The organism is Bacillus sp. z33 (genome assembly GCF_058313615.1).
The window spans coordinates 270,063-287,814 of the sequence record NZ_JBZFQN010000001.1; the positions used below are offsets into that span (position 1 = coordinate 270,063).

Sequence of the window (17,752 nt, forward strand, 5' to 3'; positions counted from 1 at the left end):
AGGGGCTATGGTTTCCTAATTACAAATAAAAAAAACCGGTACCACACCGGTGCTCTATATACATATGTATTAATGCTCTTCTCTGGAAAAATAGACCGCACTCCAAGGTAAACAGCATCAGATGCCTTACTCATCATTCCCTTCGTAGAGAGCCAGAAATGCGAATTCCACAGCGTGGAGAGTATGGGCGGGAATTCCGCCACCGATGTTATTCCACAACTCAGAGAATAGCTTCGAGGTATGATCTTCTCGAATCAGCTTTTTGGCGTATTGGACTATGATATTCACATTACGTTGATGACGGATCGAGCACATCGGAGACGGTAAATTTTCTCGGAGTCTAACTACCATCTCAAGGGGCTTCGCTTTTCAAAATGGTAATCAGTGATGGCTGGATTCGTTTCCATTCTTCTTCTTTAACGGGGATCCAATCGCATGTATCCTCATGGTAAAAGTATGTCTCCTGTCCATTGGTCTGGTAGATCACCTCACCATATTCGTTTAAATCGCGATAATATGTTACGAAGATATCCGTATAGAGATTGGAGATCTCCCAGTACATATCATATTCATGCAGCGGTGCAAATGTATCAATCAGCTTGCTATAGTACCAGCTTTGCTGCTCTTTTCCACGGTTGAACCGAGTCCAGAGTGCATCGCCGCATTCGGTATAGTCCGCTTTGATACTGCGAAGATTAGACAGTTTGTCCGCACAGGCAAGCAGGAGTTCCTCAAAACTTGCTTTCTCTGTCATGTAGTCGATGGTATGCTGCTTTCGCTCTTCCCAACTAAGGGACTTGTTCTCGCTGTTTGACTGAACAAGGGACAGAACGCGAGGACCAAACTCCCTTGAAATTATATCTGCGGTCTCGTCTGTATCTTCCAGAACGTCATGCAGCAGGCCGGCAATAATCAGATCCGTATCACAGCCGGCAGCGGTCAGAATTTGGCCAACCTCAAATGGATGGGATATATAGGGGATATCCGTTCCTTTGCGAGTCTGTCCCTGATGGGCCTTCGTTGCAAAGAGAATGGCACTATGCAGAAGAGCATTTTCTTCCCACGTCTTTGGCCTGTACGGCGCCGCACATTCTTCATTTTCCTTATCAGGTTCACCCTGGTTTCCAAACCTATAAAACCCTAAACATTCTTTCGCCATTGATTTTCCCTCCAATCTTTTTTTTATGTAATTTGTTGAGTGTAAAGAAACGTATCGTATATATCACTGAATTTTTCCGCACCATTTACTTACAATGATTTCATGTCTTTCACCATCTGAACATACGGCAATTGATGATACCCTTTTCTTTCATATAAAGCCGCGGCACGCATATTTTCAGGCTCGATTTCTAAGCGGTATCGTGCCGCTGGGACATTCATTTCCAACCATTGAAAGAAAGTTTCGCCAAACCCATTTCCTTGATACTGCGGTTTCACATACAGTTCTTCTATCCAAACAACTAGCCCTCCTGCTTCTCTCGAATAGGTTTTATTCAGTAGTGCATATCCCGCAATTCTGTTTTCATATTCAAAGAAATAACAATCCAAGTAAGTATCGGTACGCATTAGCTCATCAAACGCAAGCTCGTGATAGGTATTATTTATGTCATGCAGCACGGCTTCCGATGAATAAAAAGCCTTACCCATATCTATAAATTCCGCTTTATCTTGTGGTTTTATTTTACGAATTACTATTTTCATCCTTTTACTTATAACTCCTTTTCTTGCTTCATTCAGCTTTGATCAAAGATTCTTCAAGTCTGGAATCTGTTTTAAACTCCTAAATAAGCTGTGCACTTCCACAGTCATATCGCTATTTGCACCACGAATATTTCACAGTGAGCAGGACAATCAGACCGCCTTATCTCTTGCTACATCTCCTATACCTAAAATAATACGGTTATGGCGTTATTACAACAATGATAACTGTACTTCTCCGCACTTTACTCCAATTATTTAATTAGAAGTCATATTTAATTTTCATATTAAAAGACGTGCGGCAGTTCACACGTCTTTTATTGATTATAATATTTTTTCCATATATAAACGATCTTCCCCAGTTCCGAATTCATCATTTCTAAATTCTTTTACAAGAAAACCAAGGTTTTTATATAATTTTACAGCAGCTGTATTTGCTTCACTTACTGTTAAACTGACTTTTTGAAACCCATCTGACTTCAAAATGTTCAGAACTTCCTGTAAAAACTGTGTACCCAAGCCTTTTCCATGTTGATCTGACCGTACATAATAACCAAATATATAGGCTTTATCCGGTTGATGATAATCTCTCATACATTCACAAACAGCAACCGGACGATCATCTTCCTGTTGTCTATAAAGTATTAGTTTTCCGTATCTCGCTAATGGGACCAATGTCTGTTCATCAACCGCTCCCACTCCCGGGAAAGCATCCTTTTCCAGCTCCATCATCATTTGCTGTTGTGCCGGAGTTAAAAATTCAGGTACTTCAATGGAATACATCGAATTCATTTGAGTCATGCTTCTTTCCCTCTTCTCTGGGTTATAAATTCTATATTTTTTAAAGGCCACATCTCCTCAGGTATATTTTTATATGGCAGCCGTACAATGTTGTTTGTAGCAACTCCCGGTGCATCGACATAAATGACCTCACTGATGAGTGAATCAAATGCTGCCCTAAAATGATTTTTAGCCTTTAAAATCAAATATCGATACTGGCGCAGTTCAATCCCTATATGGCGAAATAGTTCAGGATCATTTGCAGACATTGGTCTTCCTATCAGGAGGATATCGATTTTCCCCACTTTAATCAAACATGCTTCCTTAACATCTACTCTGAGATTCCTGTTGAATGGTCCACTATTATAAAATACACCATCGGTAAATCTAGAAACAATGGCCTTCACCTCAACCGGCAAACCGAATTCTGGTGATAGTTTACCGCCTAAAGATAAATGGACAGTTGATCCAACTCCTGCTTTTTTGCATGTTTCGATTGCCTCAGGATCTGTTAATCCTCCAAAAAGAGTCAGTTCTTGGTTGAGGTCAATACATTCACGCAATAGTTGGGTTGTGTCTCCACTTCCGCCGCTCAATGGATTGTCTGCAATATCAGCCAGTACGATTGGCTTATTTTTATTCATTGAAAGAGCAAGCTGAAACGCCTCTTTAACTCCAGGCAAATGGACAATAAAATCGTGCCGTAATCCCCAAAAAGTTTTGGCTATGTCATGGGCTGCCTGCTCTGCCATTAACCTATTTTCGGCTATCACGATCACACAGGCACCAGCGCTCACTACATCCGAGTAAGGAAATCCACCGAAAACAGAGACATTAACTACTCCATCTAGCACCTCATAGCTTTGAGCTAGCTCCATCATTACAGCCATTGGGCCTTCATTTGTCCTCATATTAACAGATGGCAGCAACATGGGGATTTTAACACAAACCGCTTCATTATGGTGGTTCAATAAAACATGATTCATTAAAGCATTTGCTGCATTAACCCCCTGCTCATACATATCAATATGGGGATACGTTTTAAATCCAAAATGATACGGCGTAATATCAACCATTGTTGGACTTATATTAGCATGTAAATCCAATGTCGTAGCAATTGTAATATTGTCTCCAAGCTTTTCTTTAATTTTTAAAAGCAAATATTCTTCTGCCCTCTCTATTCCCTCAATGACCATGGCTCCATGCAAGGCAATTAACAGGCCATCCAGCTTCCCGGCTTGATCTATTAAACTCAGCATCTCTGTCTCTATATGTTCATAGGTTTCGTAGGTCACTGGGCCTGAAGGAATAGCTGCAGCACACAGAAGAGGTAACATCTCTACCTGATCAAGATTTCTTAAAACATCTATAAATCCTCCAACCTCCGTTTTTGTGTTTGTATAAACATCAAAAATTTCGTTCTCTTTAAAAAAAGCTTCATTTTTAAAATGCTGAATGGTTGTTTTTGTTGGGGAGAAGCTATGGGATTCATGATAGAAAAAGGCTATTCCAATCCTCAAGCGTTTCACAAAGGAATCCCTCCTATAGGTAATTCATATACACTGATTTCCATTCTGTCATGCTGTCTAAAGCATGGTGCGAAACTTCACGATGACCATTGCCGGAAAACTTCATTCCGCCAAACGCTACACCAATTTCTGCGTTTGCGGTTCCGTTATTAACATAAACAAGGCCACTTTCAATATCGGAAACTGCTCGGTTAGCGTAGGAGAGACTTTTTGTAAAAATAGATGTAGACAGTCCATATTTGGTATCGTTATTTACCTCAATCGCTTCTTCGTAGCTATCTACTTCTATAAAGCCAAGAACAGGACCAAATATTTCTTCACTCGCAATAGAATGATCCCGTTTCACTTGACTGAAGATAGTTGGTTCAAAAAAATACCCTTTTTGATTATCCGGCCTTTTTCCACCGCATTCAAGTATGGCACCTTCATCCAGTGCTTTTTTTATATAAGTTTCAACAATATTCAATTGCTGCTCATTCACCAAAGGGCCTATATCCACCCTATCATCTAATCCATTGCCGATTTTTAAACTCTTAGTTAACCCTACAACCCGTTTTAGCAAAGCGTCTTTAACAGAACGTTCTACAATAACCCGGCTTGTCGCTGTACATTTTTGACCTGTCGTTCCGAAAGCCCCTTTAACAATGCACTCCGCTGCATAGTCCAAGTCTGCATCACGTAAAACAATGGCTGCATTTTTTCCGCCGAGCTCTAAAGAAATTCGTTTCAATTGTTTGGCTGCTGCCTGTGAAAGTAACAATCCGACTTCAGTAGACCCGGTAAAAGATATTATTTTTACATCCTCATGTTCAGCCAGGCACATCCCGACCTGGCCTCCACTGCCCGTAATGAGATTTAAAACACCCTTCGGCAGACCGGACTCATGAAGAACTTGAGTAAAAAAACCAGCTGAGAGTGCAACCTCTGAGGCAGGTTTCCAGACGATTGTATTCCCGCTAATAAGGGCCGCACATATTTTATAAGCGGCCAGAGCAATTGGAAAATTCCACGGAGTTATGCATGCAACTACACCAAGCGGTTCCCGAATCATAGTGATTGTTCTGTTGTTGCTGCCTGAGGAGATGGTTTCCCCATACATTCTGCGTCCTTCACCCGCCATATACCGGCATGTTTCTATTACTGCATTTACTTCCCCAAGCGTTTCCGCCAGAACCTTCCCCATTTCTCGTGTCATGACTTCAGCTATGTATTCTCTCTTTCGCTCGAATAATTCAGCTGCTTTCCATAAGAACGTGGCTCGTTCCGGTGCAGGAGTTCGTCTCCATGTTTTAAACGCATCGTTTGCATGCTGTACTGCTTTGTCCACTTGTCTGACCGTTGCGATTGCATACTTGCCAACCACTTCACTGGTTGCAGGGTTTATACTTTCTTGGTATTCCTGTCCGGCTTCAGCAGTCCATTGACCATTCAAATAAAGTTGTTGTTTCGTTATTTCCCTGGCCATTTACTTACCCCTCTTCCTCTACTACTTCCCTAATCACTTTTTCAAGAATCAATAACCCTTCATTCAAATCATGATTAGATATATTCAACGGCAGCATCAGCCTGATGGTTTGCCCATTAACACCGCAATTCATGATTAATAAATGATGATCCAAGCATCGTTCTTTAATAATTGGTACCATGGACTTCGCGGCTGATTCGTTAAATTCAATTCCAATCATCATTCCAATCCCGCGAATTTCTTTAATAGCTTCATAGCCTTGCAAACTAGTTTGAAGTCTGGTTACAATTTGCTCTCCAAGCTCCTTGCTCCGATTGACCAATCCTTCTTCTTCAATAACCTGAATACTTGCCAGGGCTGCCGCACATGATATCGGATTACCCCCAAAGGTGGATCCATGCCCTCCTACAGGCCATTTAGAATGCAAATCCCTGTTCGCTACAATCGCACCAAGCGGCATACCGCCTGATAAAGCTTTTGCTAGAATGAGAATGTCAGGAATCACGCCGGAGTGTTCAGAAGCAAACATCCGCCCCGTTCTGCCAAATCCAGATTGAACCTCATCAAATAGCAATAGGATGCCATACTCATCAGCAATCCTCCTTAATTCCTGTAAGAACAAGGGTGGCGCTGGATAGTATCCGCCTTCCCCCAATACGGGTTCTACAAGGATAGCAGCCACTCTGGATGGATCAATATGCAGATTAAACAAAGAAAGTAATTGATTGAGACAATAAGATGTCAAATCAACATCTTTGATATCGTTTACTAAACCGGGATAAGGATAGGGTGTATGGTAAACCTCACCTACCAGTGGTTCATAGAGCTTTTTATATTTACTGCTTGATCCTGTTACAGTCGTTGCGCCCAAAGTACGTCCATGAAAGGAACCGTTAAATGCAATAATTCCCGGTCGCCCAGTAGCCGCTCTTGCCAGTTTCAATGCCCCATCAATGGCTTCACCGCCTGAATTGGAAAAGAAAACGGTATCTAAAGTACCCGGCGTAATCTGTGCTAATTTTTCGGCCAAACCTATCACAGACTCGTAATAGCCATAATTCAATCCAAAATGAACCAGCTTTTCCGCTTGCTGTTTTATAGCATGAACAATTTTGTCATGAGAATGCCCCAATGCATTTACAGCTACCCCGGAAACAAAGTCAATATATTCTTCCCCATCCTTCGTCCAGAATCGGGTCCCCTTCCCCCGATCAATAATCAATTCTGTCACTCTTGTACTAACAGGAGATATGTGTTTTCTTGCCTTTTCTATTAATTCAATTACATTTTTAGAATGACTCATATCTTACCCCCTCGAATGAATAAATTGTTGCAGGGCTTGCTCTAAGATCGTTAAGATTTCATCTATTTCTATCCTGGTTACCGTTAGCGGCGGAGCAATTAATAAATGATCTCCTTCATAGCCATTGATTGAACCTGTCCCCGGATAAAAGACTGCCCCCAACTGCATAGCCATTCGATTAATTTCCTGAGAAGCGGAGACGGAAGCAGGAAATGGTTCTCCTTTGGGATTGGTAACAAGTTCGATTCCTATCATTAAACCTTTACCCCTTACATCCCAAATAATAGGATATCGCTCCTTAAGCAGGTTAAGCTGTTCAAGCAAATACTCACCCTGATTGTTAACATTAGCAAGGACATTATCTTCTTCCAATATCTTTAGCACAGCCAATCCCGCAGCGACCGAGACTGGATGCCCGCTGTATGTATATCCATGCGCAAATTTACCTTGGCTGTTTTGAATCAGACCTTCTATTAACCTGTCGTGGACAATCATTCCGCCAAGTGGAGAATAGCCTGCGGATACACCCTTTCCAAACGTAATAATATCCGGTGTAAAATCAAAATGCTCTATAGCAAAGTGAGTTCCCGTCCTTCCGAATCCTGTCATCACTTCATCTACTATTAAAATGATATTGTATTCGTCACATAATTTCCTGATTTCTTTAAAATATGAATCTGGCGGACTTACACTGCCCAGTTGGCTCCCGATGATTGGTTCGGCTAGAAAGGATGAAATTTGTTCCGGTCCTACTTCAAGGATTAATTTCTCAATATCCTTAACACATGACCAATTATGTTCTTGATTACAATCATCTATCCGTCTTTGATAAGGACAGCGAATACAATTTGGGGAGTATACATGTTTGAAATCTAAAAGATTTTGAGTGTATAGTTGCCTTCTTTTACTGTCACCCCCTGCTGATAAGGATCCCAAAGTATTGCCATGATAGGATTGCCACCTGCCAATCACAATATGTTTCTCAGGATTTCCGGCACCCTTATGGTATTGCTTGGCAAGTTTAATTGCACTTTCATTCGCCTCGGATCCACCACTGGTAAAATACACTTTATTTAAAGGAACTGGAGAAATCTTTGCAATTTTTTCAGCCAGCTGAAATAACACCTCAGTTTCAAAGCGCATCGTGTGGACAAAAGCTGCCTTTTTAGCCTGTTCAGCCATCGCGTCAGCAATCGCTTGATTCCCATGCCCCAAATTAGCCGCAACAGCACCGGAGCAGGCATCTATATATTGATTGCCATCCTTATCGTATAAATAAATCCCTTTCCCATGAGTGATAATTGGATATACATGAGTCAAATCCCGATGGAATACATGGTCAGCCATCGCCTTCTCTCCATTTCAAAAGAGGTAATTTATCATTTTTCCTACATAAAAGATATGCTTAAAAAGTTCATTCAAGACTAAGAAGTTTAGTGTAACTTTTTTTGTTAAGTATAGAACCTTAGATGCTTTAAATATAACTGCCAATGGCACCTTCACTGTTCAAATCCACCCGAAATGGTGCTTCCGTTCTCTCTTTGACTTTATCTATTGTGATGCCTGGTGCTGTTTCTATTAAAATAAGACCTTCGCCATCCACTGCAAAAACAGCTAATTCTGTAATAATCAAATCTACCTGCCGTTCCGATGTAAGCGGATAACTCAATTTTCTTACAAACTTTGATTTACCAGCTTTTGTTGTATGCAATGTCGTCACAATAACCCTTTTAGATCCCTCTAATAAATCCATCGCTCCACCGACACCTAGAACAGCTTTGCCCGGCACTGCCCAATTCGCCATTCTTCCCTTTTCATCCACTTGCAGTGCACCTAATATTGAAATATCAATATGGCAGCCTCTTATCATCGCAAAAGAAGTCGCACTATCAAAATAAGAGGCACCGGGAAGGACAGTCACAGGAAGCTTTCCTGCATTTACTAAGTTGGGGTCAGGTAATTCTTTTGGTGACGGACCAACTCCCAAAATACCATTTTCAGAATGAAGATACACGGACAAATGAGCTGGGATAAAATCTGCAACTAAGGTAGGAATCCCAATCCCTAAATTGACAATATTTCCACTTCGGAGAACTTGTGCAGCTCGTTTAGCTATCCTCTCTTTTGGGATCACAATGGGTCCTCCTTTACCACTAAATAATCAACATACAAATGGGGTGTGATAATTTCCTCCGGATTCAACTCATCCGGTTCAACTATTTCATCAACTTCAGCAATCACTATATCCCCTGCTGTAGCCATAATTGGATTAAAGTTGCGAGCTGACTTTGTATAAATCAAATTTCCAAGTTTATCCGCTTTGGAGGCTTTAATGAGCGAAAAATCAGCTGTTAATGAATCCTGCAAAATGTATTTTTTGTTATTGAGAAATCTTTCTTCTTTTCCTTTTGTTAATTCAGTGCCTACTCCTACGGGTGTATAGAATGCTGGTATTCCGGCACCACCCGCACGGATTGCTTCAGCTAATGTGCCCTGCGGCAGTAGTTCTATCTCGATCTCATCCCTAAGGTAGGCATCCACTACATCTGGATTAGAGGTAAAATAGGAACCAATCCCTTTCTTTATTTTCTTTTTTTGAACGAGAACTCCAAGTCCCTTGCCTGGTTCACCCAAATTATTACTAATAATTTCAAGATTTGTTATGCCCATTCGGTCAAGGGAATGAACCAATGTTAATGGACAACCAACCAAGCCAAACCCGCCAACCATTATACGGTTTCCATCTTCCAGTAAAGAAATGGCTTCATCCGCAGTCAATACAGGCTTCACTTCATACACCCCAGTCCTTATTGAAATAAACGATTTAACAAAACGCCAAAGAATAAAGCTTTTCTTTGACGTTTAAGTATATTTGTAAACGCTTACATATATTTTGGTTATTTAAAATAATTCCGTTTTAATAACCGGGGAATCGCCATTAATTTTTCAAAGGAAATGGAGCCAGGCAACTGTTTTGTATTGATGAGCAGTAAATGATCCTCAACCTCTTCTGTCAGTTCATCTGTTAAATAATCCATTTGGCATTGGGAACAATGAATGGTTGGGGTTTCTCTTATTTCCAGTGATTGCGTCCCATCAGGTAACTCCCAAAATACCGTACTCTTAGTTTCGATTGCAGCATCTTTTTCACACCATAGGCATTTCATATTTTTGAATCCTCTTGATCCGTCTTAATCTCTTTCGTTTGTTGAGCCTTGAATTTCTTTTCCTTGAGTTCGTCACGTTTATCACGCTGATTTTTGAGTGTTAAATGTTCCGGGTTTTGTTGATACGCACTCCGCTTGTTATATCTCTCCAACCCCTCAGGTGTAATATTAAATTTGGTCTCATCAATGATGGACAGAATTCCGGTACTCTTATAATCTTCATACACATTTGGATAGGTTTGTTTGAAATATTCATCGGCCCGGCCGGATACATAGCCCTCCGGTTCAGGATAGGAGGTAATTACTCCTTCAAAATTACGAAGAATGACTTTGTTGGAGCTTTGAGAAATGATATAGTTCGGTTGAAGTGGGATCTTTCCGCCACCGCCTGGTGCATCTACCACAAAAGTCGGTACTGCATATCCGCTCGTATGTCCCCGAAGCCCTTCCATTATTTCTAATCCTTTGCTAATAGGAGCCCTAAAATGGCCGATTCCCTCAGATAAATCACATTGATAAATATAATAAGGACGGACTCTTATTTTGACTAAGTCATGCATTAATTTTTTCATAATCTGCACACTGTCATTTATACCAGCCAAAATGACGGCCTGATTGCCAACAGGCACTCCAGAATCAACCAGCATTTCACAGGCACGCTTTGATTCTTCAGTAATTTCAATCGAGGTATTGAAATGTGTATTCAGCCAAACAGGATGGTATTTTTTAAGAATGGTACATAAATCTTCTGTGATTCGTTGCGGAAATACGACGGGAGCTCTTGTTCCAATCCGAATGATTTCTACATGAGGGATAGCGCGTAAGTTTTTTAAAATATACTCTAATATGCTGTCATTTATAAGGAGACCATCTCCTCCAGAAATTAAGACATCTCGGACTGCTGGCGTTTGACTGATATAGTTGATTGCTTTATCTAATTGTTTCTTTGGTACACCCATACCGATTTGACCTGAAAATCTTCGTCTTGTACAATAGCGGCAGTACATCGAACATTGATTTGTAACTAAAAACAGAACTCTGTCCGGATAACGATGAGTTAATCCAGGAACAGGAGAATCTTCGTCTTCATGTAAAGGATCCTCTAAATCGTACACCGTTTTATGGAGTTCTTGGCCTATAGGTACTGATTGCATACGGATTGGGCAACGTTCATCATCAGGATCCATTAGAGAAGCATAGTAGGGGGTTATGTTTAATGGTATTGTTTTAGTGGAAATCCGAACACCTTCTTCCTCTTCCGGTGTCAGATTGATAACCTTTCGTAAATCATCCAATGTTTTAATGGTATGAGTTAACTGCCATATCCAATCATTCCATTGATCATCTCTGACATCTTTCCATAACTCGATCTCACTCCAATGCCGTTTGGGTTTGTATAAGTTATAGTCCACTCTTCTCCCTCCCCTGGTAAGAAATAAACTTTCAAGCCGGATTTACAGATACAAAACTACTATATGACAGAATGGAAATTTGGTGTATATAACCCAATCTCAACCTATCACCTCTACCAGGGAAATGTCAATGACTAAAAATTTTGACAATAAACGTCAATTTGCAATCCCCCTTTTTATGACAAACGAAAAAAGCAGTTCAGCATAAATACTGAACTGCTTCGACATTTATTATAACTTTTCGAGAGCTTTTTCAAGTGGTGTTTCACCTGAGATTAGGTCAAAAGAACGATTATAGGTCGCCTCATTTGTGAGGGATGCGAAAATGGCACGTGCCACATCTTCACGCGGGATTGTACCTTTTTCTATCGATTCTCCTGCCCGAACATTACCGTTACCTGGTTCATTTAATAAACCTCCAGGTCTGATGATCGTATACGTTAATTGGCTGCTTTCTAACATCCGATCTGCATAGTGCTTGGCTACATAATATGGTTTAATTTCTTCACTCCAGTTTTCCCGGTTGTTAGCCTGCAATGCACTAACTAAAATAAACCGTTTGATCCCAACCTTTTCTGCAGCCTCCATCATTTTCACGGCTCCATCGAGATCAATTAAAAGGGTTTTATCATGACCGGTGCTTCCACCGGAACCAGCTGTGAAGATAATCGCATCAGATCCTTCAATTGCCTTAGCCAAGTTCTCTACGCTATCCTCCAGATTAGCAAGAACGGTCTGGATTCCCTTGCTTTCGAATGTTTCGGCCTGCTCTTCCTTTCTAATCATGGCCTTAACATTATGCTGTCCTTCTTCCTTAATGAAATGGATTAAGTGTTTCCCAATTTGTCCGTTCGCTCCAACTACAAGTATATTCATACTATCAATCACCTTCCTATGTAATATTCAGCCTTCTTTTACTGCAAAATCCTGCTTTTGATCCAGGCAATAATCAAGTATCCATTGCCATTTTCCAAAACCGGATTCAATATTGATATGCCCTTTGTTACCAACCAGAAGTTGCTTAATACCCAGGTCTTTAAAGTATTGACTGTCTTCTACAGTACAATATGAATCATCTGTAGATTGAATTTGCATAGTATCATGACAAGACTGTATTACTTCCTTACCCTTAATTGAAAGAGGTAAAAACCTCTGAATGATTTCATGATTTAAATAAGGGGAAGGCGGTGCCACTAAAATAACGCGCTTAATCCGTTCATTTAGCTTATGGCCATTCCTTAAAACAAAATGGAGCCATAATATACATCCTAAACTATGTGCTACAACGGTTATATTGTCAGAGGTAATGGTTTCAAATGTATCTTCTAATGTTTGAAACCACTCATCAAAATGAGGGTTATCAAACTCAGGAAGGGTGGGATAGTACACTTTTTCATCAGCATCCACTAATCTTTTATAAAGCCAGGACTGCCAATGGTCAGGACCGCTTCCACCAAGCCCATGCAAAATCAAAAAAACGCGCTCCATATAAACCCCTCCTATTTATATTTCGTCTATATCATACTAATTTTATCAGATTAATAAATTTAACGTCTACTCATACGCTAAGAGGAACAATGCGCTAATAAAGAAACCGGCACGGAGAATAATTATTCTTCGTACCGGAATCCATTATTTATCCTTATTGATCCAAGCAGTTACTTCATCGACGGATTTCCTAACACCTTCGCCAGGGGTCATATCGGGATATCCTATATAAATAAATCCAATTACGGCCCCATCCTCAGAAAGATTAAAGGCTTGGCTCATTCGTTTATCATGACATTGTTTACCTGTTCTCCATACTGCTCCAAGCCCAAGTGCATGAGCAGCAAGCAGCATGTTTTGTGTAGCAGCATGTACAGCAGCAAATTCTTCTTCAATCAGGACCTTATCATTTTTTACAGGTTCCACCGCTGTTACGATGATGACTGGGGCACGATATGGATTCTTGCTGACTTTCTCCAACCTTTTTTTGCTTTCCTCTGATTCAGGGTCCTCAAGTTCAGACTTTAGAATATCCACTAAAGCATCGCTGAGAATGTTTCGTCCATCCTCTTTGAGAACAAAAAATTTCCACGGTTCTGTTCGATGATGACTGGGCGCCCAAGTCCCTGCTTCTATTATTTTATGTATAATTTCATCAGATACCGGGTCATTTTTTACCCTGCCAATACTTCTTCTTGTCTTAATGGCATCAAAAAGATCCATACATACACCTCCACATAATCTATTAATTGGGGAATCAGTTACTACTATACTATATATCCATATGTTAGAAAGTTCAAAAATTTATTCCCGAACAACAAAAAAGAGCAAACCAACGATTGGCTTGCTCTCTAATTTTAGTAGAATATTATTCAAATTTATTTTTGATTTTATAATCTTTCTTTAATTCTTCCAACCATGTGTTATATTCAGAAGAAATTTTTGCACTTAAGGCTGCTTCTTTTGCATCTTCTTTGGATTCTTCATAGGTGGATTCTTTAGCTGCTTTGCGGCCTGTAGCTTTGATAATATGGTAGCCATATTCAGATTTAACTACTTCACTTACTTCATCAACTTCTAAAGCGAAAGCTGCTTTTTCAAATTCTTCCACCATTTCTCCTTTAGAAATATAACCGAGGTCTCCACCCTTTTCAGCTGAAGCCGTATCTGTAGAATTTTCTTTGGCTAATTTCGCGAAATCTTCGCCATCCTTAACTTTTTTCAATAAATCTATAGCCGTTTCTTCATCCTCAACAAGAATATGGCTAACTTCTACTTGTTCAGGCTGGTCATAGTTTTCTTTATTCTCTTCATAGTAAGCTTGTACTTCATCTTCCGTTATCTTTACATCTTTTTGCATTAACTTTTCAATTTTTATATTTACAGTTATATCCTCTTTCAAATCATGAATAGACAAACCGCTGGACTCAAGGGCTGACTTCAATCCTTCCTCTCCTCCATAGTTTTCTTTATAGATATCCACTTGTTCTTTTATTTCACTATCCGTGACTTTTATTTTACGCTCATCTGCTTCCTTCTCGATGACTTTCATCGTAATTAAGTTATCTACAGCAGATGCGCCATAAACTCCAATTAAGGAATCATACAGTTCACTTTTAGTAATTCTATCTCCATTAACGCTACCTACAGTCTGGGATTTTGTATAAGCATATGCACCACCAGCTATAGCTCCGGCCAAGACTACAACTCCAGCTATACCCGCTATCCATTTTTTGTTTTTACGTTTTTTTGTTTGATCTGCTTTTATTTCAGTAGTTTCTTCTGTCTCTGGTGCATTTTTCTTCTCGTTGGTCATAGTGTAACTCCTATCGAAATAATATTTATGATGTCTACTCACAATACTATAATCATATAATGTGTCAGCAAGATGTCAAACATAATATACGCATTGTAAAATATTGTTTTTGAGTGCGTCATTGTTTGCTTTTTCCTCATAGCTGTACATAGAAAAATTGTACATCCGAGAAATCTTTACACCGAAAAGAAAAACGTAACGTTTCATCATCAGTTTGACTAAACCTGATACAAATTCCTAATTATGTTAAAAATTTCATAAGATTGGTTATGTTTAAAGTTTTCTTAAGCGGTACAAATTTATATTCCGGTGCCAAAGCGAGAACGAATAAACAACTAAATTATAAATACATAATGTTTACTCTATAAGCAAATTGTATGAATTTCATTCATTTAAACATTAAAATAAATAATAATTGATATACAAAGGGGATTATAAAATGCCGGAGCACCACTTTATTTTAGAAGCTGATTGGCCAGGATTGCGAAATGACAGCGGAGAAATACATACTAAAAACTTAAATACCAGAATATCTATACCCAAGGAAATGGATGGCCCTGGAATCGGTACGAATCCTGATGAAATGTTGCTCGGTGCTGCAGCGACTTGTTATATCATCACATTGGCAGCCATGATGGAACGCAGTCATTTAGAAAAAGAAGGATTACGTTTACAATCAGAGGGAATTGTGGATGTAACAAATGGAGTGTTTACCTACAAAAAAATTATTCATCGGCCATACATCATCCTAAAAGACTCTGCAACAGAAAATGATATTGAACTGGCTCATAAACTTGCCCAGAAAGCTGAAACCTCCTGTATGATCAGTCGGGCAATTAAAGGAAATGTAGAACTTGAATTAGAACTGTCTGTTAAGCGTGTTTCAGAACAGGCTTGAAATTTTTAAGAGGAAGATGAAAACAATCAAATCCTGGATAAAATCTTAAACGAAAAACAGCCTGAGTTCAGGAAGAACTCAGGCTGTTTTTATAGTTGATCTGGAGTACGATCCAATCCTTTAATGACTGGAATCTCCGTTTTTGCCAGCTCCTCTTCCAGATTTATTCTGGAATCGCCCCCGGTACTTTTACCAGCGAAGCTTTCTATTAATTCTTTCATATCGATACCTGATGATGCTTTTAATGACTCCTGTAAAGTAGCCATTAAATTTGTGGCATAGCCGGTTACTTTGTTGGCTCCACTGTTAGCACCACCGCTTCCTGTATCAACAATTGTAATTTTATCGATATTGCTGAGCGGTTTTGCCACTTCTCTTGCATATTCAGGAAGCATTTTTAACATCATGTCCATAACAGCTGCCTGACCAAATTGCTCAAAAGCTTCTGCTATTTTTTGCTTAGCTTCAGCCTCTGCCAGACCTTTTAAACGAATGATTTCAGCTTCGGATACCCCTTGTGCTCGTTGTGCTTCAGCTTTAGCGAGGCCATCTAATCGTACCCTCTCTGCTTCGGCTTTCGCCATCGCTTCAATCCGATATTGATTAGCATCCGCTTCCGTTAACTGTTTTGTTTTTTCTGCAGAAGCCGCTTGTTCAACAGCATAGCGATCAGCATCCGCTTTTTTCTTCACTTCTGAATCATATTGTTTCTCACGACGTAAAATTTCTTTTTCTTCTAATTCAATCTGTTTTTGTCGCTCGACGATTTTAATTTGCATCTCTTGTTCCGTTACATCTTGCTTAGAGCGTGCCGTCTCTAAATCATACGCCTGGTCAGCTTTTGCTTTTGCAATATCCTGTTCACGTCTAAATTCGGCGATTTTTAATTGATTAATTTTTTCAGCCTCTGCAATTTCTGTCGCACGCTCAAGTTCTGCTTTTTGCGCTTCCTTCGAAGCTTCGGCCCTTTTAATACGCGTCTCTTTATCCGCTTCAGCTGTAGCAATATCTGCATCCCTTTTAACTTGAGCTATTCTCGGTTTACCGAGTGATTCCAAATATCCATTTTTATCGCGAACATCTTTAATAGTAAAAGAAACGATGACCAATCCCATCTTCGCCAAATCCTGCGAAGCAACCCGTTGCACTTCCTGTGAAAACTTTTCGCGGTTTTTATAGATTTCCTCAACAGTCATTGAACCAAGAATAGAGCGTAAATGTCCTTCCAGCACTTCTCTTGCTTCCTGTTCACGGTCATCCTTCGTTTTTCCTAAAAATTGTTCAGCAGCCGTAGCAATTTCAGAAATCGTATTTCCTATTTTAATAATCGAAACGCCATCTGCCATCACCGGTACACCCTGTTCCGTATAAACTTCAGGAGTTGAGACCTCTAATTTGCTGGATAATAAGCTTAATGGCTCAGCTTGTTGGAATACTGGAAGTACAAAGGTACCACCTCCACGTACAATTTTAATCCGATTGCCGGATTCATCAACATGTACATTTTTACTACCCAAGTAACTTCCGGTGACAATTAATGCTTCATCTGGTCCGGCTGTTCTATATTTTGTAACAAAAACTCCTATAAGGGCTAATAAAATAAGTACGACTGCACCAATAATACCGTATATTAATGTCATGCTCCCAATCTCCTATCCAAGTTCATTTATTTCTTCATGGGGACTTACATGTAAAACACCATTTTGGATATCAATAATTAATACTCTTGTCTGTGAAGGAATCGCTTCATGATCGAAACTTAAGGCCGGCTTTGAAAAAGATCCGCTTTTACTTGTTATTAATACTTCACCATATCCATCAATAGGTACGGAGGTTATCACTGTTCCCAAACGCCCCTTTAAGTCTGCCTCGTCAATCGTTAAAGATTCATGGGCGGCAGAAACCGGAACCAAAACGAATAGATTAATAATGGCGACAAGTATAAAAGAGGCAGCAATGGAGATTAAAATAACGGGCAGTATATGCAGCGATGTTAATGAAACAAGCACATACCCTGATCCGCTTGCAATGGTCAAAAAACAGAGAATAAGGGTTGGATTTAAAAAATCAGGAAGGTCAAAACCGGCAAATACATCATTAAATAAGATGATGATACATGTAAGAATACCGCAAATTATTAATGAGTATAAGAAAAAATCAGCTATCGCCAGGCCTGGAATTTCCATGCTTATCAAC

General features: G+C 39.8%; 19 protein-coding genes. 1 reads left to right on the forward strand and 18 read right to left on the reverse strand.

Features of this window, described 5'->3' with window-relative positions:
• Positions 1-126 precede the first annotated feature (126 nt).
• The 16 genes from AC4G3L_RS01320 to AC4G3L_RS01395 all read right to left on the reverse strand — a co-directional run bounded on the left by AC4G3L_RS01320 (position 127) and on the right by AC4G3L_RS01395 (position 14,658).
• Positions 127-351, reverse strand: a complete 225-nt coding sequence (locus tag AC4G3L_RS01320; protein ID WP_491075174.1) for a hypothetical protein — start codon at positions 349-351, stop codon at positions 127-129.
• Position 352: 1 nt separating this feature from the next.
• The gene (locus tag AC4G3L_RS01325; RefSeq protein WP_491075175.1) at positions 353-1,159 is read right to left on the reverse strand and encodes an HD domain-containing protein; all 807 of its coding nucleotides are present in this window, start codon (positions 1,157-1,159) and stop codon (positions 353-355) included.
• 89 nt (positions 1,160-1,248) lie between these two features.
• Positions 1,249-1,701 carry a GNAT family N-acetyltransferase gene (locus AC4G3L_RS01330; protein WP_491075176.1) on the reverse strand — a complete coding sequence of 151 codons (453 nt, stop codon included), beginning with the start codon at positions 1,699-1,701 and terminating at the stop codon, positions 1,249-1,251.
• 321 nt (positions 1,702-2,022) lie between these two features.
• Complete coding sequence (locus AC4G3L_RS01335) at positions 2,023-2,499, reverse strand: GNAT family N-acetyltransferase (protein WP_491075177.1); 477 nt, start codon at positions 2,497-2,499, stop codon at positions 2,023-2,025.
• Positions 2,496-4,007 carry a M81 family metallopeptidase gene (locus AC4G3L_RS01340; RefSeq protein ID WP_491075178.1) on the reverse strand — a complete coding sequence of 504 codons (1,512 nt, stop codon included), beginning with the start codon at positions 4,005-4,007 and terminating at the stop codon, positions 2,496-2,498. The genes AC4G3L_RS01335 and AC4G3L_RS01340 overlap by 4 nt, the downstream gene beginning before the upstream one ends.
• Positions 4,008-4,020: 13 nt before the next feature.
• Positions 4,021-5,472 (reverse strand): aldehyde dehydrogenase family protein, encoded by a 1,452-nt coding sequence (locus AC4G3L_RS01345; protein WP_491075179.1) that lies wholly within the window; start codon positions 5,470-5,472, stop codon positions 4,021-4,023.
• 4 nt (positions 5,473-5,476) lie between these two features.
• Positions 5,477-6,775 carry an aminotransferase class III-fold pyridoxal phosphate-dependent enzyme gene (locus tag AC4G3L_RS01350; protein ID WP_491075180.1) on the reverse strand — a complete coding sequence of 433 codons (1,299 nt, stop codon included), beginning with the start codon at positions 6,773-6,775 and terminating at the stop codon, positions 5,477-5,479.
• 3 nt (positions 6,776-6,778) lie between these two features.
• A complete protein-coding gene (locus AC4G3L_RS01355) occupies positions 6,779-8,122 on the reverse strand; it encodes an aminotransferase family protein (protein WP_491075181.1) in 1,344 nt (447 codons plus the stop codon).
• A 127-nt stretch (positions 8,123-8,249) separates the two neighbouring features.
• The gene (locus AC4G3L_RS01360) at positions 8,250-8,909 is read right to left on the reverse strand and encodes a 3-oxoacid CoA-transferase subunit B (RefSeq protein ID WP_491075182.1); all 660 of its coding nucleotides are present in this window, start codon (positions 8,907-8,909) and stop codon (positions 8,250-8,252) included.
• Positions 8,906-9,565 carry a CoA transferase subunit A gene (locus AC4G3L_RS01365; RefSeq protein ID WP_491075183.1) on the reverse strand — a complete coding sequence of 220 codons (660 nt, stop codon included), beginning with the start codon at positions 9,563-9,565 and terminating at the stop codon, positions 8,906-8,908. The genes AC4G3L_RS01360 and AC4G3L_RS01365 overlap by 4 nt, the downstream gene beginning before the upstream one ends.
• A 107-nt stretch (positions 9,566-9,672) precedes the next feature.
• Entirely contained in the window at positions 9,673-9,942 is a 270-nt protein-coding gene (locus AC4G3L_RS01370) for a YokU family protein (protein ID WP_491075184.1), read from the reverse strand.
• The gene (gene kamA / locus AC4G3L_RS01375) at positions 9,939-11,354 is read right to left on the reverse strand and encodes a lysine 2,3-aminomutase (RefSeq protein WP_491075185.1); all 1,416 of its coding nucleotides are present in this window, start codon (positions 11,352-11,354) and stop codon (positions 9,939-9,941) included. The genes AC4G3L_RS01370 and kamA overlap by 4 nt, the downstream gene beginning before the upstream one ends.
• Positions 11,355-11,585: 231 nt before the next feature.
• On the reverse strand, positions 11,586-12,230 hold the full coding sequence (locus tag AC4G3L_RS01380) for an SDR family oxidoreductase (protein ID WP_491075186.1): 645 nt from the start codon (positions 12,228-12,230) through the stop codon (positions 11,586-11,588).
• Between the two features lie 27 nt (positions 12,231-12,257).
• Positions 12,258-12,842: an RBBP9/YdeN family alpha/beta hydrolase gene (locus AC4G3L_RS01385; RefSeq protein ID WP_491075187.1), complete on the reverse strand. Its 585-nt coding sequence runs from the start codon at positions 12,840-12,842 to the stop codon at positions 12,258-12,260.
• A 144-nt stretch (positions 12,843-12,986) separates the two neighbouring features.
• On the reverse strand, positions 12,987-13,565 hold the full coding sequence (locus tag AC4G3L_RS01390) for a nitroreductase family protein (protein WP_491075188.1): 579 nt from the start codon (positions 13,563-13,565) through the stop codon (positions 12,987-12,989).
• Positions 13,566-13,710: 145 nt separating this feature from the next.
• Positions 13,711-14,658 (reverse strand): peptidylprolyl isomerase, encoded by a 948-nt coding sequence (locus AC4G3L_RS01395; protein ID WP_491075189.1) that lies wholly within the window; start codon positions 14,656-14,658, stop codon positions 13,711-13,713.
• 439 nt (positions 14,659-15,097) lie between these two features.
• Between AC4G3L_RS01395 and AC4G3L_RS01400 the strand changes: the two genes are divergently transcribed.
• Positions 15,098-15,556 (forward strand): OsmC family protein, encoded by a 459-nt coding sequence (locus AC4G3L_RS01400; RefSeq protein ID WP_491075190.1) that lies wholly within the window; start codon positions 15,098-15,100, stop codon positions 15,554-15,556.
• 89 nt (positions 15,557-15,645) lie between these two features.
• Here the strand turns inward: AC4G3L_RS01400 and floT are convergent, their stop codons facing one another.
• Both floT and AC4G3L_RS01410 read right to left on the reverse strand, forming a co-directional pair.
• Positions 15,646-17,196 (reverse strand): flotillin lipid rafts scaffold protein FloT, encoded by a 1,551-nt coding sequence (gene floT / locus AC4G3L_RS01405; protein WP_491075191.1) that lies wholly within the window; start codon positions 17,194-17,196, stop codon positions 15,646-15,648.
• A 12-nt stretch (positions 17,197-17,208) separates the two neighbouring features.
• Positions 17,209-17,742 carry an NfeD family protein gene (locus tag AC4G3L_RS01410; RefSeq protein ID WP_491075192.1) on the reverse strand — a complete coding sequence of 178 codons (534 nt, stop codon included), beginning with the start codon at positions 17,740-17,742 and terminating at the stop codon, positions 17,209-17,211.
• Between the last annotated feature and the right edge of the window lie 10 nt (positions 17,743-17,752).

Coding starts and splice junctions, on each gene's coding strand:
- AC4G3L_RS01385 (WP_491075187.1), bottom strand. CDS start 12,842: ATGGAGCGCGTTTTTTTGATTTTGCATGGGCTTGGTGGAAGCGGTCCT.
- AC4G3L_RS01370 (WP_491075184.1), bottom strand. CDS start 9,942: ATGAAATGCCTATGGTGTGAAAAAGATGCTGCAATCGAAACTAAGAGT.
- AC4G3L_RS01390 (WP_491075188.1), bottom strand. CDS start 13,565: ATGGATCTTTTTGATGCCATTAAGACAAGAAGAAGTATTGGCAGGGTA.
- AC4G3L_RS01410 (WP_491075192.1), bottom strand. CDS start 17,742: ATGGAAATTCCAGGCCTGGCGATAGCTGATTTTTTCTTATACTCATTA.
- floT (WP_491075191.1), bottom strand. CDS start 17,196: ATGACATTAATATACGGTATTATTGGTGCAGTCGTACTTATTTTATTA.
- AC4G3L_RS01380 (WP_491075186.1), bottom strand. CDS start 12,230: ATGAATATACTTGTAGTTGGAGCGAACGGACAAATTGGGAAACACTTA.
- AC4G3L_RS01355 (WP_491075181.1), bottom strand. CDS start 8,122: ATGGCTGACCATGTATTCCATCGGGATTTGACTCATGTATATCCAATT.
- AC4G3L_RS01350 (WP_491075180.1), bottom strand. CDS start 6,775: ATGAGTCATTCTAAAAATGTAATTGAATTAATAGAAAAGGCAAGAAAA.
- AC4G3L_RS01345 (WP_491075179.1), bottom strand. CDS start 5,472: ATGGCCAGGGAAATAACGAAACAACAACTTTATTTGAATGGTCAATGG.
- AC4G3L_RS01395 (WP_491075189.1), bottom strand. CDS start 14,658: ATGACCAACGAGAAGAAAAATGCACCAGAGACAGAAGAAACTACTGAA.
- AC4G3L_RS01330 (WP_491075176.1), bottom strand. CDS start 1,701: ATGAAAATAGTAATTCGTAAAATAAAACCACAAGATAAAGCGGAATTT.
- AC4G3L_RS01325 (WP_491075175.1), bottom strand. CDS start 1,159: ATGGCGAAAGAATGTTTAGGGTTTTATAGGTTTGGAAACCAGGGTGAA.
- AC4G3L_RS01335 (WP_491075177.1), bottom strand. CDS start 2,499: ATGACTCAAATGAATTCGATGTATTCCATTGAAGTACCTGAATTTTTA.
- AC4G3L_RS01320 (WP_491075174.1), bottom strand. CDS start 351: ATGGTAGTTAGACTCCGAGAAAATTTACCGTCTCCGATGTGCTCGATC.
- AC4G3L_RS01400 (WP_491075190.1), top strand. CDS start 15,098: ATGCCGGAGCACCACTTTATTTTAGAAGCTGATTGGCCAGGATTGCGA.